The sequence below is a fragment of the Pseudoalteromonas sp. P1-16-1b genome (genome assembly GCF_001401785.1).
Classification (GTDB): domain Bacteria; phylum Pseudomonadota; class Gammaproteobacteria; order Enterobacterales; family Alteromonadaceae; genus Pseudoalteromonas; species Pseudoalteromonas undina.
The window spans coordinates 22,421-46,120 of the sequence record NZ_LKGQ01000011.1; the positions used below are offsets into that span (position 1 = coordinate 22,421).

20 protein-coding genes are annotated in these 23,700 nt (G+C 39.3%); 8 read left to right on the forward strand and 12 right to left on the reverse strand.

Annotation, left to right across the window (positions count from 1 at the left end; genetic code table 11):
* Together AN392_RS09575 and aceK are read right to left on the reverse strand one after the other, a co-directional pair.
* Positions 1 to 393 carry a hypothetical protein gene (locus AN392_RS09575; protein ID WP_055012568.1) on the reverse strand — a complete coding sequence of 131 codons (393 nt, stop codon included), beginning with the start codon at positions 391 to 393 and terminating at the stop codon, positions 1 to 3.
* 46 nt (positions 394 to 439) lie between these two features.
* Positions 440 to 2,230, reverse strand: coding sequence for a bifunctional isocitrate dehydrogenase kinase/phosphatase (aceK, locus tag AN392_RS09580; RefSeq protein ID WP_055012569.1), 1,791 nt, complete (start codon positions 2,228 to 2,230; stop codon positions 440 to 442).
* A gap of 117 nt (positions 2,231 to 2,347) precedes the next feature.
* On the opposite strand from aceK, the gene AN392_RS09585 reads away from it, so the two are divergent.
* Both AN392_RS09585 and AN392_RS09590 read left to right on the forward strand, forming a co-directional pair.
* Positions 2,348 to 3,295 (forward strand): LysR family transcriptional regulator, encoded by a 948-nt coding sequence (locus tag AN392_RS09585; protein WP_054201033.1) that lies wholly within the window; start codon positions 2,348 to 2,350, stop codon positions 3,293 to 3,295.
* A 109-nt stretch (positions 3,296 to 3,404) separates the two neighbouring features.
* On the forward strand, positions 3,405 to 3,851 hold the full coding sequence (locus AN392_RS09590) for a hypothetical protein (protein WP_055012570.1): 447 nt from the start codon (positions 3,405 to 3,407) through the stop codon (positions 3,849 to 3,851).
* Positions 3,852 to 3,863: 12 nt separating this feature from the next.
* Here the strand turns inward: AN392_RS09590 and icd are convergent, their stop codons facing one another.
* From icd to AN392_RS09615, 5 genes are all read right to left on the reverse strand, one after another.
* Positions 3,864 to 5,114, reverse strand: coding sequence for an NADP-dependent isocitrate dehydrogenase (gene icd / locus AN392_RS09595; RefSeq protein ID WP_055012571.1), 1,251 nt, complete (start codon positions 5,112 to 5,114; stop codon positions 3,864 to 3,866).
* Positions 5,115 to 5,209: 95 nt separating this feature from the next.
* On the reverse strand, positions 5,210 to 7,906 hold the full coding sequence (locus AN392_RS09600) for a 7TM diverse intracellular signaling domain-containing protein (RefSeq protein ID WP_082424800.1): 2,697 nt from the start codon (positions 7,904 to 7,906) through the stop codon (positions 5,210 to 5,212).
* Positions 7,907 to 7,934: 28 nt separating this feature from the next.
* Positions 7,935 to 10,205, reverse strand: a complete 2,271-nt coding sequence (locus AN392_RS09605; protein ID WP_055012572.1) for a TonB-dependent receptor — start codon at positions 10,203 to 10,205, stop codon at positions 7,935 to 7,937.
* Between the two features lie 87 nt (positions 10,206 to 10,292).
* Positions 10,293 to 12,542: an NAD(P)-binding protein gene (locus tag AN392_RS09610; RefSeq protein WP_055012573.1), complete on the reverse strand. Its 2,250-nt coding sequence runs from the start codon at positions 12,540 to 12,542 to the stop codon at positions 10,293 to 10,295.
* 20 nt (positions 12,543 to 12,562) lie between these two features.
* Positions 12,563 to 13,498 carry an acetoacetate decarboxylase family protein gene (locus AN392_RS09615; RefSeq protein ID WP_055012574.1) on the reverse strand — a complete coding sequence of 312 codons (936 nt, stop codon included), beginning with the start codon at positions 13,496 to 13,498 and terminating at the stop codon, positions 12,563 to 12,565.
* A gap of 413 nt (positions 13,499 to 13,911) precedes the next feature.
* Here AN392_RS09615 and AN392_RS18630 point away from each other — a divergent pair, with 413 nt between their 5' ends.
* Positions 13,912 to 14,079 (forward strand): hypothetical protein, encoded by a 168-nt coding sequence (locus AN392_RS18630; protein ID WP_007375427.1) that lies wholly within the window; start codon positions 13,912 to 13,914, stop codon positions 14,077 to 14,079.
* Between the two features lie 122 nt (positions 14,080 to 14,201).
* Complete coding sequence (locus tag AN392_RS09625) at positions 14,202 to 15,035, forward strand: transporter substrate-binding domain-containing protein (protein WP_054201039.1); 834 nt, start codon at positions 14,202 to 14,204, stop codon at positions 15,033 to 15,035.
* A gap of 44 nt (positions 15,036 to 15,079) precedes the next feature.
* Here AN392_RS09625 and AN392_RS09630 read toward each other — a convergent pair whose 3' ends face one another.
* The 5 genes from AN392_RS09630 to rnm all read right to left on the reverse strand — a co-directional run bounded on the left by AN392_RS09630 (position 15,080) and on the right by rnm (position 18,674).
* Positions 15,080 to 15,661, reverse strand: a complete 582-nt coding sequence (locus AN392_RS09630; RefSeq protein ID WP_055012575.1) for a YceI family protein — start codon at positions 15,659 to 15,661, stop codon at positions 15,080 to 15,082.
* A gap of 1 nt (position 15,662) precedes the next feature.
* On the reverse strand, positions 15,663 to 16,214 hold the full coding sequence (locus AN392_RS09635) for a cytochrome b (protein WP_010390221.1): 552 nt from the start codon (positions 16,212 to 16,214) through the stop codon (positions 15,663 to 15,665).
* 146 nt (positions 16,215 to 16,360) lie between these two features.
* Positions 16,361 to 17,200, reverse strand: coding sequence for a ScpA family protein (locus AN392_RS09640; RefSeq protein WP_010390223.1), 840 nt, complete (start codon positions 17,198 to 17,200; stop codon positions 16,361 to 16,363).
* A 2-nt stretch (positions 17,201 to 17,202) separates the two neighbouring features.
* Entirely contained in the window at positions 17,203 to 17,823 is a 621-nt protein-coding gene (locus AN392_RS09645) for an L-threonylcarbamoyladenylate synthase (RefSeq protein ID WP_010390225.1), read from the reverse strand.
* Entirely contained in the window at positions 17,820 to 18,674 is an 855-nt protein-coding gene (gene rnm, locus AN392_RS09650; protein ID WP_055012576.1) for an RNase RNM, read from the reverse strand. The genes AN392_RS09645 and rnm overlap by 4 nt, the downstream gene beginning before the upstream one ends.
* A gap of 444 nt (positions 18,675 to 19,118) precedes the next feature.
* Between rnm and AN392_RS09655 the strand changes: the two genes are divergently transcribed.
* Genes AN392_RS09655 through trpCF form a run of 4 tightly spaced genes read left to right on the forward strand, consistent with a single transcriptional unit; the run spans position 19,119 to position 23,696 of the window.
* Complete coding sequence (locus tag AN392_RS09655) at positions 19,119 to 20,687, forward strand: anthranilate synthase component 1 (RefSeq protein ID WP_055012577.1); 1,569 nt, start codon at positions 19,119 to 19,121, stop codon at positions 20,685 to 20,687.
* Between the two features lies 1 nt (position 20,688).
* Positions 20,689 to 21,291: an aminodeoxychorismate/anthranilate synthase component II gene (locus tag AN392_RS09660; RefSeq protein ID WP_055012578.1), complete on the forward strand. Its 603-nt coding sequence runs from the start codon at positions 20,689 to 20,691 to the stop codon at positions 21,289 to 21,291.
* Between the two features lie 10 nt (positions 21,292 to 21,301).
* The gene (gene trpD / locus AN392_RS09665) at positions 21,302 to 22,339 is read left to right on the forward strand and encodes an anthranilate phosphoribosyltransferase (RefSeq protein WP_055012579.1); all 1,038 of its coding nucleotides are present in this window, start codon (positions 21,302 to 21,304) and stop codon (positions 22,337 to 22,339) included.
* Entirely contained in the window at positions 22,332 to 23,696 is a 1,365-nt protein-coding gene (trpCF, locus tag AN392_RS09670) for a bifunctional indole-3-glycerol-phosphate synthase TrpC/phosphoribosylanthranilate isomerase TrpF (protein ID WP_055012580.1), read from the forward strand. Before trpD ends, trpCF begins: the two co-directional genes overlap by 8 nt.
* Positions 23,697 to 23,700 lie beyond the last annotated feature (4 nt).

Below are 23,700 nucleotides of genomic sequence, written 5' to 3' on the forward strand. Positions count from 1 at the left end.
TTATTTGATTTTTCGCCACACTTCGGCTTCAACTAGCTGGCCATTATCTGTAAGAGAATGATGCCACAAATTCCCTTCAACTTTATAATCAAAAGCCATGGTTTTACCCATCAATGATGCAATATTGCCATACTCAAAGGTTTCAATAAATTGCCCATCGGTTAATTGGTACTGGCCACCACCAGCATAACTAAATTGGCCATTTTTTTCTGTGATATAGCTAAAGTGTGTTGCTGTTACTAATTTGATTGAAGTTATCTCTGGGGCTTTAGCGCTGACAAACCCATCTTCTACCGCGTATTTTCCTTGAACAAACTCCCACGTACCTAATAGGGGATTGGCAAATACAGAGTATGGCAATAAAACTAAGCAAGCGAATATAGTAAATTTCATCATAATCCTTATCGTGTTAACTGTGCCTGAAGAAACCAACTCAGCGTTAATTTACTGACATAGTATTAAAACGCCAACTTTGCTTATAAGGGTATACATCTGGAAGCTGGCCTTGCTCAATTCCTTGCTGGATCATTTGCCAGTACTTTGCCGTAAATAAATCACTATGGTAATGATTAAAGTGGTTAAACGCACAGTTACTGGCACTAAAAAACACTTTAAATTGACTGGGAAATATATCATTTTGGTCAATATCAAAATAGCTGTGTGAGCTTAATTCTTCTAACGCGTTTTGTGTATTTGGCACGTCTCTAAAATTGCAATCGGTGAGAGGGCAAATTTCATCATAATCATAAAATACTATTCGCCCCCAACGTGTTACGCCGAAGTTTTTCATCAGCATGTCACCAGCAAAAATATTTGCACTGGCAAGCTCTTTTATCGCTTTACCATAATCAAGCATCACTTGCTGAAGTGATTTACTATTACATTGATTGATATACAGGTTGAGCGGTGTCATTTTTCGCTCAACGTAAACATGCTTTAGTATTAAGGCTTTGCCGGAAATGACTAAGCTATCGCCAATGTGTTTTTTCATTTGTATTAGCAGTTCATCACTAAAACGGCTTAAGTCAAATGCAAGGTATCTAAACTCATGAGTGTCAACTAATCGCCCTACTCTGTCAGCTTGTTTTACAAAGTTATATTTATCTTTTACTTGTTGTTTAGTTGCTGTTTTTGGGGCACTAAACTTATCTTTTATTACCTTGTATACATAATCTAGGCCGTCAATAGTAAAAACCAGCATCACCATACCTGGAGTCCCTGGCGCTAGGTGGTACGTGTATTCTGCGGGACTACTTTTAGTCGTATCTACTTTATAACGATAAAATTCGGTTTTTGCATGTTTAATAAAACCAATCGCATTAAATAATTCAAAACGTTGTTTGTGAGGCATTAATACACTGAGGTAGTCAACATAACGAGCAGGTTGGTCGGTATCTACCATAAAATAGGTACGTGCAAAGCCAAATAATAAACTTAGTTGATCAGCCCCCATCATTACAGCATCAATTGTAAGCCCATCGGGGGTATTTAAAATAGCAATTGCAAAGGGCATGTTATCTCCATTTTTGGCAATACATCGCCCTATGACATAACACGCCTTATTACGATAAAAATGCGAATTAGCATATTCGATATAACCATCATTTAAGTTTATTAATTCGTATACTTGTCGACATTGCTGCTGAGCACCTTGCGTTAACGTTGCTTGTAACTTAGTTAAATCACTACTTAAATCTTTAAAGGGGACTCTAAACACTTGCTCATTTAATAAGGCTTTAATTGCCTGATCAAACCCTTCTTTTAAGGAGATACGACTTACAAGCCCTTCATAAGAGCGCGGCTGCCCTCGGTATTTTGCTTTTAATACAAATAAGTGAACTGTGCGAATTTTTTTATCATCCCAAATAGCGCCAAAAGTAGAATTAAAAAATGTATGCGCAATGGGTTGGTTTTCATGCTCTTTTACCATCTCACCATAAATATTTTTTGCCCGCTGCCATGTTTGAGGGCAATCTAATTCATCATAAGCAATCACTCTAACGGCTTCACTTACTTGCTTTACTAAGCGCTCATACACTTGTAAGCGCTCTCTCATTGCTGCTTGCACCTCATGATACTGGCGTTGTTCAAAACGACTTTGTGCCCCTAAGGTGATATTTAAAAATTGTGCAAACATAGCCTCAAAGCCTGCAAATATCGCTCGGGCTAACTTAGTGGCGACCACGGATTGTACCGAATTATGTTGAGAGGTTAATGGCGTGCTTGGCATGATTTAGGCGCTTCTATTTTTAGCAATTATGCTGATTATTTTTTATTAGAGGTTTACACCTTAGCAAGCACACTTTAATTTAGGTAATTAATACAGCAAATAAATAAAATTGATCATATGAATATAAGAAATGTCGACCTCAATTTACTCGTCTATTTAAATGTATTAATAGATGAAAAAAGCGTATCAAAAGCAGCTAATAAGCTTGCTTTAACTCAACCAGCGATGAGTAATGCGTTAAAACGTTTAAGAGATTTATTTGATGATCCTTTGCTGGTACGAGCTGCGGGCTCTATGACTCCAACAGCCAAAGCACTGTCGCTCAAACCTGAAATTGAAGCGCTGCTTAAAATGGCAGAGGAGATCACTCAACCAAGCGAGCAATTTAACCCAGCAACTGCGCAAGTTACATTTCGTATTATGGCAAACGATTATTTAGAATCGACTCTAATTGCCCCCTTTATTTGCGAGCAACTAGCTAAAAACCCGGGCATTGACTTTGATGTGCTCAGTCCCAGTGATGTAAATTTACAAGATATGGAAAAAGGGACTATCGATTTGGCAATAAATCGTTTTAATGGTCTGCCGCGCTCTTTTCATCAAGCGACTGTATGGCGAGATAATTATTGTTGTTTAACCCACCCAAATAATGATTTTTTAACGCATGCTAACTTAAATCAATACCTACAAAGCGAACATATATGGGTTAACCGCGCAGGCTGGGGGCCAGAGCCCGCAGTGACCAATAAGTCAGGAAAACAAAAATTAGGCTGGGTAGATGAAGCTTTGTGGCAATTAGAACAAACCCGTAAAATACGCGTATTTACTCGCCATTACATGATTGCCAGCTTACTGTGTCAATCTGAGCAACTCATAGCTACGCTACCTCGTCGTCAAGCAAAGCTATTAACCAGTCATACTAATTTAGTGATTAGCCCAGTACCATTTCAAGTCGTGCCCATAGAAGTAAAAATGATTTGGAGCCCGTTATTACACCACACACCAGCGCATCAATGGCTTAGACGTGAGTTATTGGCGTTCGCAAATACAGTGGTTGATAGGTAACATATTAAAATATTGATAAAATCAATATCAGTTATTGAAAACAACAATTTCATTAATATTACACTTAGCGCTACAGTGAAGTTAAGCCAACAAACTAAGAGTAATAATTATGCAAACATCAGCAAGCTTCACACAACAAGACGGGTTATTCATTGATGCAAATTTACATCACTTCATTGAACAACAATTATGCCCAAATACGCCGCTTGAGACGGGTCACGTTTACCAGTCACTTGCCACATTAGTTGATGAATTCGGCTGTAAATGTCGTAAAAATAAACATCAAGAAAACGATACTCTTGACGTAAACACTTTATTAAGTGCCTATCAACGTAAAAGCCACCCTCATTGCCATGTTGATGCACAAACAACCGAAGCTGTATTAGATGAATACTGCTGTCAAGTACCTGCCATTATTGTAGTTGCGTTAATGGACACGCTCAGTGGCACTGTATGTGACGAGCCAAGTGCACATGAGCTTTATCACAGAGCAGCAGAGCTAACAGAGCGTCCATGTGTTCATCGTCAAGCAGCCACTAACGCTTCAGCAGCTTAACAATGCAGTCGTTTAAAAGTGCTCGATAACCTTACTAGCAAATTGTTTGCAGCTTAAGGTTGTCGAGTTATGATTTGAATGAGCCAAATCAAAAGTTACCTGCCCACTGGCAAATGTAGTTTCTAAGGCGTTTTCGATTAAACATGCCGCTTCAACCCATCCCATATACTTAAGCATTAACACTGCACTTAATATGCTACTGCTCGGGTTTGCCTTATCTTGACCAGCTATTCGCTCGAACGTGCCATGTGTCGGCTCAAAAAAAGCCACCTCAGTATTTAAATTGGCGGCAGGCATAATCCCTACCCCCCCAACCTGTGCACTGAGCATATCGGCTAAAAAGTCACCATTTTGATTTGTAGTAGCCACCACATCAAATTGCGCAGGATCCATCAAGCATTGCTGCAACATATTATCGGCAATCACTTCTTTAATAATCAAGGGGGGTAAATTGGTTCGTTGTATTTCAAGCCAACGCCCATTTTCATGTTCTTTGGCATTATATTCTTGTTTTGCAAGCGCAAAGCCCCAGCGTTTAAACGCCCCATCGGTAAATTTAAGAACATTACCTTTGTGCACTAACGTAAGTGACTCTCTCTCATTTTTAAGGGAATAATTAATGGCAAAGCGTATTAATCGCTCTGACCCTTCTTTAGATATATTTTTAATCCCTATACCACACTCTTGAGCGAAACGAAGACGGGTTACGCCCATTTCTTCACACAAAAAATCGAGCATTTTTTCACTTTCAACACTCCCCGCCTGCCATTCAATTCCTGAATAAACATCTTCACTACTATCGCGCAACACGGTAATGTTAGTGGTAAAGGGATTTTTTAATGGCGAGGGTAAAGCACTAAAGCCTTTTATAGTACGCATATTAACAAATAAATCCATTTCATGGCGAAGCGCAACATTAAGAGAGCGAAAGCCACCGCCTAAAGGTGTGGTTAGCGGCCCTTTTATAGCAATTTTGCATTCACGTACTGCATTAATGGTTTCTTGAGGGAACCAGTCGCCATCATAAAGCTGGGCCGCTTGTTCACCATTATACACCTGCATCCAATGTATCTTACGTTCCTTGCCATAACAATGCTCTATGGCAGCATCCACTACTTGACGCATTACTGGCATCACATCTAAGCCAACCCCATCACCGTCAATATAGGCAATAATAGGTTGTTCGGGTATATGCCACTGTCCTTGATCATCAATGTGAATATTGTCGCCATTGTCTGGCACCTTAATATGTTGATACTGCATACGTCCTCCTACAAGAGAATATATTTAAGCATGCATAACCCTACTTGTCTTCATAACAAAGCGTATAGCGGTTATTCAACGATAAAATGTAAAATTTAAGGTGCTTTTTTAACGGTTAAAATAACGTCAATCGCATTGAGTAGAGCCTCAACTTGTTGTATGTCGAAAGCGTCAGGTGAAGACTTTAAGTTTGTTTCAAAATCAACAGCCTGTTTATACAACGCTTTGCATTCAAACATTCCAGCCGTTCCTTTGATCATATGTACGCTGCGTGCAAAACCCGTTATATCACCCTGCTTAAATTGAGACACTAACGTGTCTTTTTGTTTATTTAACCCTTTAATATATTCCTGCTTGAGTAGTGCAAACTCCTCATCGGGTAGCTTAATGTTCTCGCATATATCAATATCAAGATAACTTGCAATTTTACTACTAAAACAGCTTCTATCTATAGGTTTGGCAATATGATCAGTAAAACCTTGTTTTAAATAGCGATCAATTTCATGCTTCATCGTGTTAGCAGTGAGCGCCACAATGGGTGTTGTTACCCCTGTTGCTTGTATAATCTTAATTGCTTGCTCACCATCCATAATTGGCATTTGAATATCTAATAAAATTAAGTCGAAGCTTTCATCCATCGCTGCTTGCGCTGCATCTCGACCATTTTCAACAGCGACAACGGTTAACCCCATCCGCTCTAAAATTCGCTTAATAAGCTGACGATTTTCTGGATGGTCTTCAGCCACAAGTACTCTACCCACTAAATTTCGCTGACTATTATTTGAAAATAGTTCTTTAGTTTGTGGCTTACGTATATCGTCGAATGTGTTAACCCATTGCGTATGTTCGGTTGTATTTAACTCCATAGTAAAGCAAAACTCGCTACCCCTACCTACCACAGAAAATACAGTAATATCGCCATTTAGTTTATTTGCTAAGCTTTTTGATATATTTAAGCCAAGTCCAGTACCACCGTATTTACGAGAAATTGACGAGTCAGCTTGGTGAAAGGGAGTAAATAGGTCTTTTTGCTCGCTTTCGGTCATACCAATACCGGTGTCTTCAACTTTAATTATTAGTTGCTTTTGATTGCAACTCACCGTCAGCATTATGTAGCCCTGGGTAGTAAATTTAAGTGCATTGGTTGCTAAATTTAATAATATTTGTCTAAGTCGAGTTGGATCTGAGACTATCCAATCTGGTAATGGAAATTGATAATCAACTTTGAATTTTAAGCCTTTATCGCGGATTTGCTTTCCTAGTAATGATTCAATTTCAGCAATAGTGGCAAACAAATCCGTTTCAACTAATTCTATCTCTAAACGGTTAGCCTCAATTTTCGACATATCCAAAATATCGTTAATTAGCCCAAGTACATGACGACTGTTTTGCAAAATCACCCTGATCCCATGATTTCTTTCATGAGGCTGTATATCACCTAAAATTATCCCATCAGCATAACCAATAATGGATGTCATTGGGGTGCGGATCTCATGGCTCATGTTAGCTAAAAATCGACTTTTAGCTTCACTTGCATCACGAAGCTCCTCCGCCAATTGTTGTAACTCTTGGGTACGCAGCTTAACCTTGTGTTCCAAATTTTTAGTCAATTCAACATTCTGATGATGCAAAATACTGAATTTATTTGCGACAGCAAAAGCAAGTAATACCGCATCGAGCGCTGTGCCAATAAGCCCAAGTAAATAGAGATCCATTTTTATTGGCTCAATAATTCCTAGATTAGTTAAATTGCCAACCATATTAGGAATGGCCATAGCCAAATAGGCGAGAACAAAATAGCGAGCCGGCTTAAAGCCACTGATCCAGCTTCGTATACCAACAACCATACCTAAAGATAAAGTTGCCCCTGTCACTAAAGTGGCCCAAATAAAGCCAAAACCAGGCCAAACCATTGCAAAAGGTGCGCCTGCGGTGGCAACAATGCCTAAGTAGATTGATAATCGAGATAACTTAGGAGACGTGTCTTTTAATTTAAGTAAGCTGTTAAAAAATAAAATATTTGTGATGGGAATTAAAGTAAAACCTAACCAATGAAAATGGGCATTGTAAAAACCAAAAATTTGATCCGGTATATGAAAAAACTGACTCCAAGCCAACACCCAGCATGCTGTGAACATGGCGTAGTACAAATGGGTTTTATCTCTATCCCCCAAGTAAATAAGAAAATTGTATAAACCTAACGCAATACCAACCCCAAAGCACAGCAACATAATCATGTTGTCTGAGGTTTTTCTTACAAAAAAATCGTCATAAGATGAAAGCACTAATTTTGGTGGAGTATAAAAATATTCACTTTGAAATTTTGCAATTAATACGTAAGAACGATTAGGCGCCAGCTTAACTTTATTCCCATAATGAAATGCAAACTCATTTGGGTAAAGCCCCCCAGTGACATACTGCTTTATTGGTTCATCAAAGTTCGATATATCATAAATCCGGGTTTCGATTTTTGAAAGTAACGTGTTATACGGATAGAGCACCAGTTCATCTAAGTCTGTTTTATTTTCAAGTGCTATGACAAACCAAAAACTACCACCAAAAAACGATGTTCTTGATTGTGGTTGTTTATCTTCAAGCCACATTTCTATTTCACTGTGGTTACGGGGAAAAGTACCACTCGTTACCTGAAATACATGACCCTGACCGAGCAAATCAGTATCTTGTTGTTTTAAAGTATAAACAATAGGAGCGAGTGTATCTGCCGGCGCTAAATTGCTAAAGCACAAAAATACACAATATAAAAATAGCTTTAGAACTGCCTTCATTGGCATACTTCGCACCTTAATTTAAAGACTAAAATTAAAACTGATAACTAACATCTAAACCAAAACGCCTGCCTTCACCTTTAAAGTCTTCAAGCATGCCAAGGAAAGAGCTTAAATCAAATTTTAAGTGACTATATTGCGTACCAAAGAGGTTTTTCCCCCAAATAGCAATCGCCCAGTTATCATGTTGATAATGTATGTTTGCGTTAAAAATACTATAGCCATCTTGCATAGCATAAGGGTTTTGATTCTGATCAAAATAATAGTCGGATTGATAATCAACTAATAATTGCGTTGTTAGTGGGTGATTTGCCAACTCAAGCGTGTATTCAATGCCTGCACTGAGGTTCCATTTTGAGGTAAACGGCAAACGATTATCTGTTAATGCGTTACCTAAAGGATCAACATATTCTTCAAACTCTGCATGGGGTATATAACCCATAGCAAACTTAACATTCAAATCATCGGTCAGCCAATACTCAAAATCAGCCTCTAGGCCATATATAATCGAATCTGCCACATTTTCTAATAATTGAATAGGCGGGCTCTGATCAGATACTGAAGGCTGATTCATAAACACCTGTTGATCATTATAATCATAATAAAATACAGCCCAATTAAACCGCATGCCCAACTGTGGCCACCAAGACTTTGAGCCAATTTCATGTGAGTTCAATCGTTCTTTTTGATAATCAGCAAGCTGTGCTTGTTCAACCGATGATAAAAACCCACCGTTATAGCCTCCGCTTTTTGCGCCATTAGCAAATCGATAATAGGCATAGGTCGCATCATCCAGCTTAACGTTCACAGCTAACTGACCAGAAATGCCATTATCTGATTGCTCTCCCTGAACACGATAAAATGGCACCTTAACTCCGGTTAAATCGTTAGGGTCTAAAATAATATTAAGCTTGGATGTTGAGTCGTAATCTAAAGACTCATAAGAATAACGAAGCCCAGCGGTAATTAGCCAATCTTGGTTTAATTGATAGTCAAGTTGGGTAAACGCTGCAATGCTCTTTGTTTTTATCCTATTATCATAGAAAAAAGTAGCGGTTAAATCTGTCTCTAAAATGCCTCGATAATCTCGCAAAATATCATTTACATTGTCTTGAATAATAGACTCATCAGCATAATAAATTCCCGTTGTAAGAAAATGCTCTGCGAGCTGAGATTGCAACCGAAACTCTTGCGTTACTAAATCAGTATTTAAACCTAAATTGCCTTCACATAACCGTGCTGGAGAGCCATCACAGTTAAAGGCATGATCACGCTTTAACTTGTTATAGCTAGTTAGTGAAATAAGCTCATTGTGTGTATCCAATTGCCAATTAACATGGGCACTCCCTCCCTTACCATCGGTTTTATGTGGCGAATTATTATTAACGCTTACTGTATAAAAATCATCACTGCCATCATTAAATCCAAAGTTATCAAAACAGGTGGTTGAACCTGCTTGTGCTGGCGAGCATCGCTCTCCTGTTAATGAGTTTGCAATAACCCCAATACTGCCAACAGGCTGAACTATGCCACCCCAATCAGAAATATGCCCTTTTATCAACAACTGCACAGTGTCAAAGTCAGCTAAAAAGGACACTCGGCCATTTGTTTGCCGCATCCCCGCTGTTGGTGAATCAGCGAAAATATTGTTTGTAGAATAATCATAATTTTGATGGTTTAGCGCAACACGAACGGCTGTGTTGTCTCCAATAGCTGAATTAAACATAGCATCTACACTGGTCGCGTTGTTATTAGCAATACCAGCACTTAAATAACCACTTTGTTCAAACTCAGGGCGTTTAGAACGGATTAAAATAGCCCCGCCAGTAGAGTTACGACCAAATAAAGTTCCTTGAGGGCCACGCAAAATATCAATTTGCTCGATATCAAATAAGTTTACAATTTGGTTACTGGCAGAGCCCACAGCTATATCATCCACATACATCGCCACCGGCGATGTATTAGCGGTGTTATAATCAACTAGCCCTACGCCACGAATATTAACTGCTGGTGGTGTGCCTTCCGCTGCGTTTTGACTAATTTTTAAATTTGGGGCAAATACAGATAACTCTGTTGAGTCTTTAACCTGTTGCGCTTTGAGATCATCCCCTTTTATTGTGCTTACAGAAATGCCGACTTCTTCAATTTTTTGCGCTCTTTTTTGCGCATAAACCTCAATGATTTCCATGTTCGGTTGGTCATCACTTTTACCCTCTACCACTACTTTCGCCTGCAGTGGCAGTAAAAAGCCTGGTAAGCATACCAACCATATATTTTTATTCAGAAGCTTGCCTTTATTTTTCATTTCACGTGACCTTTGCGCTAAATAAATGTAAACAACATGTTTAACTATATACTAATCAACCGATTAAAGCTGTGCTGGAAGAGTATTTTAATTTTTGATAACTGCAAATGCATTTTCGCCACTAATGTGTTGTGGGTAACCCACCATTGCTCTGGCTGTTTGCATACCTGCCATAACAGCCGCTTCAACACAACCGGCATTAACACCCGTTTTAATCCAGTCACCGGTAATAAAAAGGTTTGTAAATTTTGTTTCATCTGTCGCCAGTCGATACTTACTTGAACCAGCAACTGACAAAACATAACGCTCACTTGGGTCAACGTTTACTCGCCAGTATTGAGCATTTAATCGTTCATCCCCTGATGACGATATTTCATATAATACAGACCAGTCGAACTCATTATTTTGATATGCAAGCGGCCATAAGGACTGCATGTTTTTTTCTAGTATTGCTTCTAGATTTACCTTTACTTGCGATTTAGCCTGTAGAGGAAATTGATGTTCACTTTTTGGTGGATAGTACTCACAAGGAAAAACACTGCAAAAATAAGCAATGTTTTTAGGAGGGCAATCAGTAGGCCACTGCTCTTTGTCGACTAAATTCATCATTGCCGCCCACGTATCAAATGGTTCGCTAAAGCCACTTAGAATTGGGCCTTCTTTACTCTTTGGAATATATTGCCAGCCTAATTGCTCGTCTGTTTTATTAAGCCATAGTTGGGCAGCTTGGGTTGCCACCGTTTTGACTTGCTTTGCTTGTGCTGCAAATTTTGTATCCCATGCTAGTAACGAAGAGCATACATGCTCAAGTGACGCCACAGATACACCCAACACAATTCTGTCAAAATCTTCTTTGTAGTTTAATTTTTTTATTGGCAGTGGCTGCCCAAAATGGTTTTCGTATTGAGACGGCCAGTCTGACCAAAAAGATTCTAAATTAATATCATGCTGCTTTAATAGTCCGGCTTGTTCACTATTAATTTGCGCATAAAGTGGTTCACTTGGCCAACAAGGTAGTTTTTTAACATTAACCAGTGGTTGATACTCTGCGTCTGCGAGCAAAGAAACTTGTTGCTGAAGTTCAACGGTCTCGACAAAACTCTCTCCTTGCTCACTTAGGCTGGGAGTCAGGTTTTGCAATTGATGAAAATACTCAAACTTAACCCCTCTTTTTTTTAGTAGTTCGTATAAGGGAGCAAAGATGACATCGCCCATCCCCGCTTGCATTTTCCACATGACCCCTCCGCGGTAACACAGCGCGATGCGTAACATAGCCAGTGATGCGACACCAGCCTCAACATTGGGCTTACTTAGGTCACCCGCAGGGTACGCAAACACCAAATCATAAAACCCTCGTATAGGCGCCGAATTAGCACTGTATTGCTCATTTGCCCCATTTCTTATAAGCCATTGCCTAAAATCAAATTTATTTATAACCTCAAACCCTTCTCGATATACTTTGTCTTTTACCAAACCAACTAGCATTGCAATAGCAAGGTCTGCGCAAATATATAATCGTCTAAGCTGCGTATTATTGTCTAACAACTCAATCATTTCGCTATTAAGCCAGCGCTTTAGCTTTCTAACTATATACCAAATAACAAGGCCATCTTTTTTCTCATGTACTTGGGGGTTTAATGTATTGTCGGCGTGGGCAAACTTATTTAATGTATTGATTAATAAGCTTGGAGTAGAAGCAACTTCACTCGAATATTGTTTTATATCATCAGCAAAATCTCGCCAAGCATCTTCGGTATCATCAACCAAATCTGTTATTTGTTGGTGCAAGTGCCGTAATAAAGATTGATCTCGTGTTTTTTTTGTACTTAATTGTATATTTTTATTAGCTTTTTTTGCTGCTGACTGTAAATCAAATATCCACTTTTTTAGCCAAGCTAGGGTCATTTTAATAAAATCCCATGGCGTTATATCTAAACTTCCATCAACAGGATTCCCTGCAAGTAATGGGAAGTCAATTGGCCATGTTTGCCATTGGTCATCAATATATTCTTCTAAGGCTATAAAGCTATGCGGTTTTAATGCTTGCTGCCATGTAGATAAAGGTGAATCGGCTGGCCGTTGTAACTTAGTGTAAACCGTTTCTATTGTTTTAAAGCTATTTACATAAGCACCAAACCAAACATGTAAGCCATGCTCTTCAATACGCTGCCCGCTAGCCGCATTTCGACCACTTGCTCCTTTACCACCCAAACGCCAGCCTTGTTGGTATACTGTGATAGTTCGATGCTGTTGCCAGTCAGGTTGCTCAGTTAAATACAGTGCAGCAGTCATAGCCGATACACCGCCACCAATTATCACGATTTTTTCTTGGTTCATGGTAAATCCTTCTAAGCAATTTAAATTTTAGTTGCGGCTAACTGGTCGAAATCCATTTGCACATAAAAAGGTAAGTGCAGCGCTTGACTACCTAACTTTAGACCAAACATATCGGCAAGTGGAAAACTATCTAATTTATTAAGATGCAAAGTAAACTCAGGTTTCAAAAATTTAAAGCTATGTATTTTTTTAATCATTGAAGGTGAGTGCATTACGCTCTGGTATACCGCTGAATCGCCACTGCCATCAGGAAATTGTTTTAACAAAATTTGATCCATTTGTGGATTAACAAAGCCACTCAATAACTGCTTTAATAATGAAAAATCAATATCTAAATGTTTGCGAGAAAACAAATTTGCTACTTGATCGCCAAAGTTATCAATAATAGATAAGAAATCGCTATCTTGGTGTTTAGAATTTATAGTAATTGAAAATAGCTCATGCATTTTTAGCTTTGATTCAGGGGAGAAATGTTCAAAGCATTCTAAAGATATTGAAAAATTCGATAGCTCCGATACACAGCTGGGCATGGTGTAGTCACACAAATACTTATTATAGCCCCATGTTTCGCGACCATTAATAAGTGCATAAATGTTGTTAACACAGATAAACGCTGGATACCAATATAAGTAGGTTATATCTTCATCCTCAACCTTAGCGACAGGCAACCAAATGATAATATCTGTTTCTTGCATCCAACCATGCTGATCGAATGGCGGGGTCATCGAGGCTATTTTTTCAATATCTGTAAATGTAATAAGTGCAAACTCGCCAAGTATTTTAAAATAAATATTACCCTCCTCCCCTATGTTTAACGTTGAATCAATATACTTTTGTGCTTTATTAGATTCTATTTCAGCAAAAAAACCATACATATTTGCATTGTGCATACGACAAGGCGGCTTTGCTATTGGATTAGATAAAAAATGTTGATATGGCGCAGATAGTGAGTTCATTTGACCCCCTCAGTTAAAAACTGAGTATAGTCAGATATATTGGGGTCTGTTGACCTTTACGAATTAATATTTATGGCTATATGTGAATTCCACTCAATTCAAAGTATTTTAATAAATTGCTTGCAAAGAAAAATATTGTGACGTAATATCGCTGCTTGGCTATAAAAAGCCCTAGCGGTTAACCTCTTTACCCTGATCCAGTAAGCCCCGCAAAACGTATATTCAAAAGCTAAGTTATTGTACGGCGAGAACCCCTATTAATACCTTGATGATTTATTTTTAATATCATCGTAAAAGTGTCATAAAGATCGTCAACACTGTAATGAAGCTAAACACAATTAGATTATTTATCATCTGTAATGTGCTTTAAGAAAAAGCCCAGAATAAATAACAAAAATAAAGTGAGTTTTATTATGTCATACAAATATAACGGATCTATGATCCAAATAGCACATCCAGTGCAATCAATTTCGGTTAACAAACATCGTGTAATCTTCAGCGATACACAAGGTTTGAAAAATGCATTGTTTCAAAAAGCAAGTGATGCACGTCAATTTGTAAAATGGCTGAAAGCCAGTTAATTATTATTTATAAGTGTTTAACTTATAAATAAATTAAAATGCCAGCTTTATGCTGGCATTTTACTTTTTGGTGTATTACTGACTACACTTAAATCCATGTTTATTTATTTGTTGTAGTGAAAATGCGGTTTTCGTGGTTAATACTGTTCGTCTGTGTATTTTTAAGCACAAAGTGTGATGCCAGAACAATAAAATGGATAACGCATGACTTTGCGCCCTATTATATTTTAAGCGGTCCGGATAAATCTCAGGGCCGTGATGAAAGTATTATTTCACTGTTAGAGCAACAACTTCCGCATATTAACTTTGAACGTATCATTATTCCCTCTGGTAAAGTTATTCAGGAACTGGCTAACCTGCAATCAAATGCATGCGCATTATCACTTTATAAAAACAAATATCGAGAAGAACGTGTTTATTTCACGCATCAAAGCTCTACAGCTGGTCTTTCTCCATCTATTGCCATGCATCAAAAGCTGAGCATTGCGCTAGGTATTGAAAGCAGTAAATCAGTGTCGTTAACTAATTTATTAGTAAATAAAAAGCTCACCTTGGGTGTATCGATGAATCGCTCATACGGCAGTGAAATTGATAAGGTAATTAATACCACACCTAATACAAATATTGTCATTAGACCTACTCGCGATACCCTCAGTACATTAACCTATATGCTTAACTTAGAGCGAATTGATATTTTATTAGGCTACCCCAGTGAACATTATTATTTAGCAAAAACGATGGGGTTTAGTGACAATTTAACGCAGCGCATGCTGACTGAGGCACCAAAAATTAGTTACGGTTACATTGGCTGTACTAAAAACGAGCAAGGCGCAGAAGATATTGCCACACTCAATCAGCAACTCAAACTAATTAAGCAAACTGAAGACTATAAACAAGTATTAACTCGGTGGTTACCAAGTCACTTAAAATCAAAATTAGAAGCGCATTTACAATAAAAAAGCTAAGCGTTATCACGCTTAGCTTTAACTATAAAACGGTATTATTGACGAATACCTTCAATAAATAAACCAATATCAACGTGCGTTGACGCTGGGCCTAAATCGTAATCAATACCGTAATCAGCTAGTTTTAAGCTGGTTTCACCTTCAAAACCAACACGGTAACCACCCCATGGATCTTTACCTTCACCAATCTTATCAATTTCAAAACTAATTGTTTTAGTAATACCATGAAGGGTAAACTCACCGGTTACTGTGGCTTCTTCACCGTCTTGATCAAACTTAATTGCTGTACTTTTAAAGCTAGCCTGTGGGTATTTGCTTACATTTAAAAAGTCGCCACCGCGTAAGTGTTTATCTCGTTCAGCATGGTTTGAATCTAGGCTTGCTGTGTCGATATTTACACTAATTTGAGATGCGTTTGGGTTTTTAGCGTCGTAGTTAAACTGCCCATCAAAGGTGTTAAAACGCCCGTGCAACCAGCTGTAACCTAAATGTTTAATTTTAAAATTAACAAAGGCATGTGCTCCTTTGGTATCAATAACATAGTCTGCAGCACTAGCATCGGTAGCTGTCATAAACATCGCTGCTGATAACGCTGAAGTTAATAGTAACTTTTTCATTTTAAGCTTCCTTTTGTAATTTGATCATTCTAATTAATGTTTTATCTTTATCTATAAAGTGGTGTTTTAACGCACCTAAAATATGCAGCACCACAAACCCAATCAGTAAGCATGCGCTGTAATAATGGATCTGCCCTGCTATATCTGCCTGAGAATCAAAGGTAAAGTCGATGGCTTTGACATAAAACAAGCCAAACACTTCGATTGGTCGCCCATCAGCAGTAGAGATTAGATACCCAGACACCATAATAATCACTAAAAACAGATACATTAAAATATGTGCGGTTTGGGCCAGCTGATTTAATTGAGTGTTGGTCCCAATAGGGCTAGGTTTTACATTGAATCGACGCCATAACAGTCTAAAAACAAATACAGCCGCTAAACTCAGCCCTATGCTTTTATGCAAATCTAATGAGCCTTTATACCAGCTATCATAGTAAGTTAGCTCAACCATGTATAAGCCTAAACCAAACAAACCAAAGACAGTCAACGCCATTAACCAGTGTAAAAATATAGCCATCAGGCCATAACCGGTTTTTGAGTTTTTAAACATTGCTTATCGCCAATCTCTAATCTAGTAATAACACTACGATATAATGGATGAGTGGCGATTAAAATAGCATATGCAAACACTTATCGTGCGTATACGCACAGTAAAGTCTATTAATTTAGTATAATTGCAAAAAACTTTATGGGAGGTTAACTTTCGGCAGGCTCATTAAGAGATACATATATTTGGCTATCAGACTCAACTTGTAAGCAAGCAATTAAGCCCTCTTTTATCAGTTCTAACATGGCGATAAAACTAACAACAACTCCACTGCGGCCCTCTTCAAAGGTAAACAGTTGGGTAAACGCAACAGGTGCTTTTGCTTGGGATAGTGTGTGTAAAATTAAACTCATACGTTCACGAGTTGACAGGGTTTCTGCACTAATTAAATGATGCTCAAATGTTTTAGCACGCGCCATTACGTCGCTTAGCGCTAACAATAGATCTTTGATTGCCAGTTCAGGTAAGGGTTGGTTTTTTTCTTCTAACTCTGGGAAAGTTGCATTGGCGATAAATATATCGCGACCAACGCGGGGCAAAGAATCGATATTTTCGGCCGCTTTTTTAAATTGTTCGTACTCTTGTAGACGTTTTATAAGTTCGGCGCGGGGATCTTCCTCTTCTTCTAATTCCTCATGCACTGGCAGTAACAACCGCGACTTAATCTGCGCCAGCAATGCTGCCATTACGAGATATTCGCCGGCGAGTTCTAACTGAAACTCACTCATCATTTCTACATATTTTACATACTGCTCAGTAATGCTAAATATAGATAATTCGAGAACATCTAACTTGTGCTTTTTAATTAAATAAAGCAACAGATCTAACGGACCTTCAAAGGTTTCTAAAATAACTTCAAGCGCATCAGGCGGAATATATAAATCTTCAGGCTTTTCAACAACGGCTTTCCCATGCAAAAATGCCAGTGGCAGCTTTTGCTGCACTGGCATATCTGTAGGTGTTAACGAAACCGTGTCAGGCTTTTTCATTGTTATTCAAATGGAGCCGTATCACCGCAGCCTACACGTAAAATTTGAATATCGTCCTCTGATAAGTCAATTACCGTGGTTGCTTGCTCTGTGAGGTATCCGCCATGAATAATTAAATCGACATGCTTATCTAGACGATCCAAAATGTCATCGGGGTCCGCTTGCGTGTATTCATCACCCGGTAAAATAAGTGAGCATGACATTAATGGCTCACCCAATTCCGCAAGTAACGCACAAGCAATTGGGTGTTCAATAACACGAATGCCTATGGTTTTTTTCTTATCGTTTAATAAGCGTTTAGGTACTTCTTTTGTGCCTTTAAAAATAAACGTATAAGGCCCTGGGGTATTATTTTTGATCAGCCTGAACATTTGGTTATCTACCCGAGCATAAGTAGAAAGCTCAGATAAATCGCGGCACACTAAAGTAAAATTATGGTGTTTTTCAATACCACGAATACGCTCTATGCGCTCTTTTGCTTGTTTGTTACCTAAATTACAGCCAATCGCATATCCCGAATCTGTTGGGTACACAACTACGCCGCCCTGTTTAATAATATCAACAGCTTGAGAAATTAGTCTAGGCTGTGGGTTATCCGGATGTATATGAAATAATTGACTCATAATGCAACTCCTTCGTGCTTTTCCCATGTTTGCCAAACCCCTTGGCAATCTTTAGGTAAGTATAAATTTTTTCCAAGTTCTAAATAACTAGTCGGAAAATGAAAATCAGAGCCTTGAGAGCAAAGCAAATCGTATTCTTGACTCAACAAGCCTAAAAACTGACGCTCACTCGGGGCCTGTTGCGGTTGGGCAACTTCCATTGCATCACCGCCCACTGATTTAAACTCTACGAGTAGTTTACGCAACCACTTATTCGACATTTTATAGCTACTTGGGTGCGCCAAAACAGCCACCCCACCGGCGGCATGAATCGCTGAAATTGCCGTTTGCATATCACACCAGTTACTCGGTACGTAACCGGTTTTTCCTCGCCCTAAGTACTTTTTAAATACCCCAGGAAAGTTTTTAGCCACACCTCGCTCAATTAAAGCTCTGGCAAAGTGAGCGCGAGTAATTTGCGCATTTTCAGCCAGCTCGCGGGCTTGTTGATAAATACCCTCAAAGCCATTTTTAGTTAATCGGTGGCCTATTTCAATTGCACGGGTTTCGCGCTTTTGCTGTTGCTCGCTAAGTAATGTATGCAAAGTGCTATCATTGGTATCAATGTTAAGCCCAACAATATGTATTTCAAAACTCTCCCATTTGGTTGATATTTCAACCCCATTAATCAGTTTAAGCGGCAAGTTTTCACGTTTGATAAAAGCCTGCGCAGGCTCAATTGCCGCCACAGTATCGTGATCGGTAATGGCAAATACATCAATGTTTTTATCGACTGCTCGCGCTAATAGTTGCTCAACGGTTAAATGTCCGTCTGAGTGTGTTGTATGGCTATGTAAGTCGTATTTTATCAAATGAAAACTACTTTAATTAATGGTTTAAGGGTGTTTCACACAGTATAACAAGTTTTTTAACGAAATTGTTTTAAATAAACACTTGACACAAAAGCAGTTGATACGTTTTACTGTAGCCACTTTTAGACATTAAAGAATAAATAACAATGAAAAATACAATTCAAAACATCATCTGGTGGTGGCACTCTTAAAACAAAGGGTGATGAATTGTCGTGTCTAAACAAAAAATTCTAACCCGCTACCATGCGGGTTTTTTTATCACTAAATTTTGCAATACAAGATTAACAGGAATTAAAAACATGAATAACGTAAACACTCTTACACATCATTGGTGGTGGCGCCTGGCATAGCGGGACGGTAATGGTCTATCTATAATTTAGACATCGTTATTCAAACCCCGCACTGCTTAGCATTGCGGGGTTTTATTTTTTTAGGGGATGAGGTTTGATTTTTAGTCATATAACAACAACACCAGGTGAAGTGACCAGCATAACGCAAGTACGAGACTACATAAGTAGCCCACTTGCCTTGTATGCGGCACTTGATAAACCTAACTCACTATTGCTTGAATCTGCAGAAATAGATTCAAAAGATAGCGTAAAAAGCTTAATACTAGTTGATTGTGCATTGCGTATTGTTTGCCAAGGCAACCAAGTGAGCATCAGTGCACAATCAAACAACGGCCAACAACTACTTAACTATTTGCAGGCTAATGTACAAAACTGCGCTTCACAGTTAACCGATACCACACTCACACTTGAGTATCACCCAGCAGATGACACCATTGACCAAGCTAGCAAACTGATTGCAGATAACGCTTTTAGTGCACTACGCACTTGTTTAAATAGTATTAGAAGCACCACTGACAATCCGTTCTCAGTGTTTTTAGGCGGCGTATTTGCCTACGACATGGTGGCTAACTTTGAACAACTATCCGATGTGCCTGACGGTGAAAACACCTGCCCAGACTACGTATTTTATTTAGCCGAAACACTGGTTGTTATTGATCATCAAAAACAAACAACCGAGTTAATTGGCAATGTGTTTAATGGCCCAGATGTTCACGCAAACTGTTTTGAAGTGGGCAAACAATTAGAGCGCCTAAATACATTGTGTGACCACGCCGCAGACTTTAGTGCCCCAAGTCAAACGGGTGATTGCCCTGTAAATGTTGATATTAGTGATGAGCAATACTGCCAGCAAGTGATTAAGCTTAAACAACACATAGTTGATGGCGATATCTTTCAAGTGGTGCCCTCTCGCACTTTCTCATTGCCGTGCCCTGACTCATTACATGCTTATAGCCAGCTTAAAAAGCAAAACCCAAGCCCGTACATGTTTTACATGCGTGATGAAGATTTCTCATTATTTGGCGCATCCCCAGAGTCTGCGCTTAAGTATGAGGTGAAGTCTCAACAAGTTGAGGTTTATCCGATTGCAGGTACTCGTCCACGGGGTAAGTTTGCAAGTGGACAAATTAATCCCGATTTAGATAGCCGCATTGAACTTGAGCTCAGAAACGATCAAAAAGAACGTGCCGAGCACTTAATGCTGGTTGATTTAGCACGTAACGACGTTGCTCGTATTAGCGTGCCTGGTACTCGCCATGCCAAAGAGCTATTAAAAGTAGACCGCTACTCACAAGTAATGCACTTAGTATCACGTGTAGTAGGAAAATTAAAACCCGAATTAGATGCTCTGCATGCTTATCAAGCCTGTATGAATATGGGTACCTTAGTGGGCGCCCCCAAAGTACGTGCGGCAGAATTAGTACGCAAAACTGAAGGCAAACGTCGCGGTAGCTATGGTGGCGCAGTTGGCTATTTAACCGGTGACGGTGCCATGGACAGCTGTATTGTTATTCGTGCCGCCTTTGTTAAAAATAATATTGCGTATGTGCAAGCCGGTGCTGGGGTTGTATTCGATTCAGATCCAATGTCAGAGGCAAACGAAACGCGCGCTAAAGCCCAAGCGGTGATCACCGCGATTAAATCGACGTATAAGGCAGTATAAAATGAGTGAAGCACACCCTATTAAAATTTACTTTTTAGATAACTTTGACTCATTTAGCTACAACCTTGTTGATGAGCTAACAATGCTAGGTGCTGAGTTAGTAGTTTACCGAAACAACATTAGCGCAGAGATCATATTCGAAAAAATGCAGGCAGAGCGTGGACAAGTACTGCTGGTATTATCACCAGGCCCTGGTGCACCTAGCGATGCAGGCTGCCTTATGGAGTTAATTAACCTGTGTAAGGGCCAATTTCCAATGCTAGGTATTTGTTTAGGCCAACAAGCGCTAACACAAAGCTATGGCGGAGTAATCGGTCACGCTGGTGAAACCGTACATGGTAAGTCATCAATTATAAATTTAAATGATCACCCTGTATTTTACGGTATGGGAAGCACCATGCCAGTGGCACGTTATCATTCTTTAATGGCAACAAAAGTACCTGATAACTTAGCCGTTATTGCCAAATACCAAGATATACCAATGGCTATTTATCATCATCAAGACAATGTACTGGGCTATCAATTCCACCCAGAGTCAATTTTAACGCCCAATGGCGCAATGCTACTACAGCAAAGCGTTGCTTATTTAACACGTGCCAAATAAAAGGAACATTATGACTAATCAATTACACAGCCCGCTTAATGTTCAACATGCTATTGAGCATATTATTGCAAAGCAGTCACTTAGTTACACGCAAGCAAAAGCACTATTTGACCAAATTATGAAAGGCAATATGAACGATATTGAACTCTCTGCGCTGCTTATTGGCCTTAAAATGAAAGGTGAAGTAAGCGATGAGATTGCCGGTGCTGCCGCTTCAATGCGTGAAAATGCAGTTCCCTTTATCACTAATAAAACGCAACTTGCTGATAGTTGCGGTACCGGTGGCGATGGTTCAAACACTATAAATATTAGTACCACCGCCGCGATTGTAGCGGCAGCAGCTGGTATTAATATGGTAAAACATGGCAATCGCAGCGTGTCGAGTAATTCTGGGTCTGCTGACTTGCTCAAAGCACTGGGGATCAATATCGATATGACCCCAGAGGTCGCTGCTCGTTGTTTAGAGAGCACAAATTTTACCTTTTTATTTGCACCGCACTACCACAGCGGGGTGCGCCATGCGATGAACGTGCGTACCAGTTTAAAAACCCGAACCATTTTTAATATTCTTGGGCCACTGGCTAATCCAGCCGCTCCTGAGGTGCAATTACTCGGCGTGTACGATGAGTCTTTATGTCTGCCAATGGCACAAACGCTTAATACTCTAGGCACTAAACGCGCTATGATAGTGCACGGCTCTGGTACTGACGAAATTGCCTTACATGGCCCAACACAGGTTGTAGAGCTTAATAATGGTAAAATTACTCAGTACACACTCAGTCCAAGTGATTTTGACCTTGCAAACTATTCACTTGAACAATTAGCCGGTGAAGGCCCACAATACAATGCAAACGCCAGTCTTGCTATTTTACAAGGTAAAGGCACTGAGGCACACAACGCCGCAATTGTTGTTAATGTGGCCGCATTGCTGTACTTAACCGGCCAAGCAGAGTCGTTAAAACAAGGTGCACAAATAACACACTCTTTATTACGTTCAGGCAAGGCCATGGACACATTAAATGCAATTATTGAGGTAAGTCATGGCTAATGTATTAGACAAAATTATTGCTGATAAAAAAATAGAACTAATCGAGCGTAAGGCGGCGCGCCCACTAGAGAGCTTTAAACACCAAGCCAAACCGACTGAGCGTAGTTTTTACAAAGCACTGGCAGCACCTGGTACGCAGTTTATTTTAGAATGCAAAAAAGCGTCGCCCTCTAAGGGTTTGATTCGTCAGCCTTTTGATTTAACAGAAATCACCCAAGCGTATAAGCAATATGCCACTTGTATGAGTGTGTTAACTGACGAAAAGTACTTTCAAGGCAGTTTTGATTACCTTGAATTTGTGCGCAGCCAAGTAGAACAGCCGCTTATTTGTAAAGACTTTTTTATTGATGAGTACCAAGTTTATATGGCACGTCTTTATGGCGGCGACGCTATTTTACTTATGCTATCTGTGCTTGACGATCAGCAATATAAAACACTGCATGAAGTGGCCGACTCGTTAAATATGTCAGTATTAACTGAGGTAAGTAACGAAGAAGAAGTTCACCGTGCGCTGGCACTCAATGCACAAATAATTGGGATTAATAATCGAGATTTACGCGACTTAAGCACCGACTTAGCCACCACAGAACGACTACGTAAACTTATTCCTGAAAATAAAGTGGTTATATCAGAGTCAGGTATTTACACCCATCAAGATGTAAAACGCTTAGCCCCTTTATGTAATGGCTTTTTAATTGGCAGCTCATTAATGGCTGAAGCTGATCTAATACAAGCATGTCGTCGCGTTATATTAGGCGAGAACAAAGTGTGCGGCTTAACCCGCAATCAAGATGCTATTGCAGCCTATAGCAATGGCGCTGTGTATGGCGGGTTGATTTTTTACCCTAAATCCCCCCGCTTTGTTGATTTAGATTGTGCTAAAGAAATCAGTCAAAGTGCGCCTTTAAAATTTGTTGGCGTATTTGTTAATGCTGCTATACCTGATGTGGCTGAACACGCTAAAAAACTTAAATTATCAGCCGTTCAATTACATGGCCAAGAAGATGAACAATACATTGCGTCATTACGTAGTGAATTACCACGTAATTGCCAAATTTGGAAAGCACAGGCAATAAAAGATGCTTTACCACAACCTGTTGCAGGCGCAGATCGCCATTTATACGATACCCACAGTGATTCACAGGCTGGCGGCACAGGTAAAACATTTGATTGGTCGGTGCTTCGCGATGCAACGACCCCCTTTATGCTTGCTGGCGGCTTAAACCCAGACAATATTAGCGATGCCCTCTATCACGGAGCTTTAGGACTTGATTTAAATTCAGGTGTAGAGCAGTCTCCTGGTAAAAAGTGCGCAAAAAAATTAAATCATGCTTTTTCAAGCATCAGAAACTATTGAGGTT

Coding starts and splice junctions, on each gene's coding strand:
- AN392_RS09575 (WP_055012568.1), bottom strand. CDS start 393: ATGAAATTTACTATATTCGCTTGCTTAGTTTTATTGCCATACTCTGTA.
- aceK (WP_055012569.1), bottom strand. CDS start 2,230: ATGCCAAGCACGCCATTAACCTCTCAACATAATTCGGTACAATCCGTG.
- AN392_RS09585 (WP_054201033.1), top strand. CDS start 2,348: ATGAATATAAGAAATGTCGACCTCAATTTACTCGTCTATTTAAATGTA.
- AN392_RS09590 (WP_055012570.1), top strand. CDS start 3,405: ATGCAAACATCAGCAAGCTTCACACAACAAGACGGGTTATTCATTGAT.
- icd (WP_055012571.1), bottom strand. CDS start 5,114: ATGCAGTATCAACATATTAAGGTGCCAGACAATGGCGACAATATTCAC.
- AN392_RS09600 (WP_082424800.1), bottom strand. CDS start 7,906: ATGCCAATGAAGGCAGTTCTAAAGCTATTTTTATATTGTGTATTTTTG.
- AN392_RS09605 (WP_055012572.1), bottom strand. CDS start 10,205: ATGAAAAATAAAGGCAAGCTTCTGAATAAAAATATATGGTTGGTATGC.
- AN392_RS09610 (WP_055012573.1), bottom strand. CDS start 12,542: ATGAACCAAGAAAAAATCGTGATAATTGGTGGCGGTGTATCGGCTATG.
- AN392_RS09615 (WP_055012574.1), bottom strand. CDS start 13,498: ATGAACTCACTATCTGCGCCATATCAACATTTTTTATCTAATCCAATA.
- AN392_RS18630 (WP_007375427.1), top strand. CDS start 13,912: ATGTCATACAAATATAACGGATCTATGATCCAAATAGCACATCCAGTG.
- AN392_RS09625 (WP_054201039.1), top strand. CDS start 14,202: ATGCGGTTTTCGTGGTTAATACTGTTCGTCTGTGTATTTTTAAGCACA.
- AN392_RS09630 (WP_055012575.1), bottom strand. CDS start 15,661: ATGAAAAAGTTACTATTAACTTCAGCGTTATCAGCAGCGATGTTTATG.
- AN392_RS09635 (WP_010390221.1), bottom strand. CDS start 16,214: ATGTTTAAAAACTCAAAAACCGGTTATGGCCTGATGGCTATATTTTTA.
- AN392_RS09640 (WP_010390223.1), bottom strand. CDS start 17,200: ATGAAAAAGCCTGACACGGTTTCGTTAACACCTACAGATATGCCAGTG.
- AN392_RS09645 (WP_010390225.1), bottom strand. CDS start 17,823: ATGAGTCAATTATTTCATATACATCCGGATAACCCACAGCCTAGACTA.
- AN392_RS09660 (WP_055012578.1), top strand. CDS start 20,689: ATGAGTGAAGCACACCCTATTAAAATTTACTTTTTAGATAACTTTGAC.
- trpD (WP_055012579.1), top strand. CDS start 21,302: ATGACTAATCAATTACACAGCCCGCTTAATGTTCAACATGCTATTGAG.
- trpCF (WP_055012580.1), top strand. CDS start 22,332: ATGGCTAATGTATTAGACAAAATTATTGCTGATAAAAAAATAGAACTA.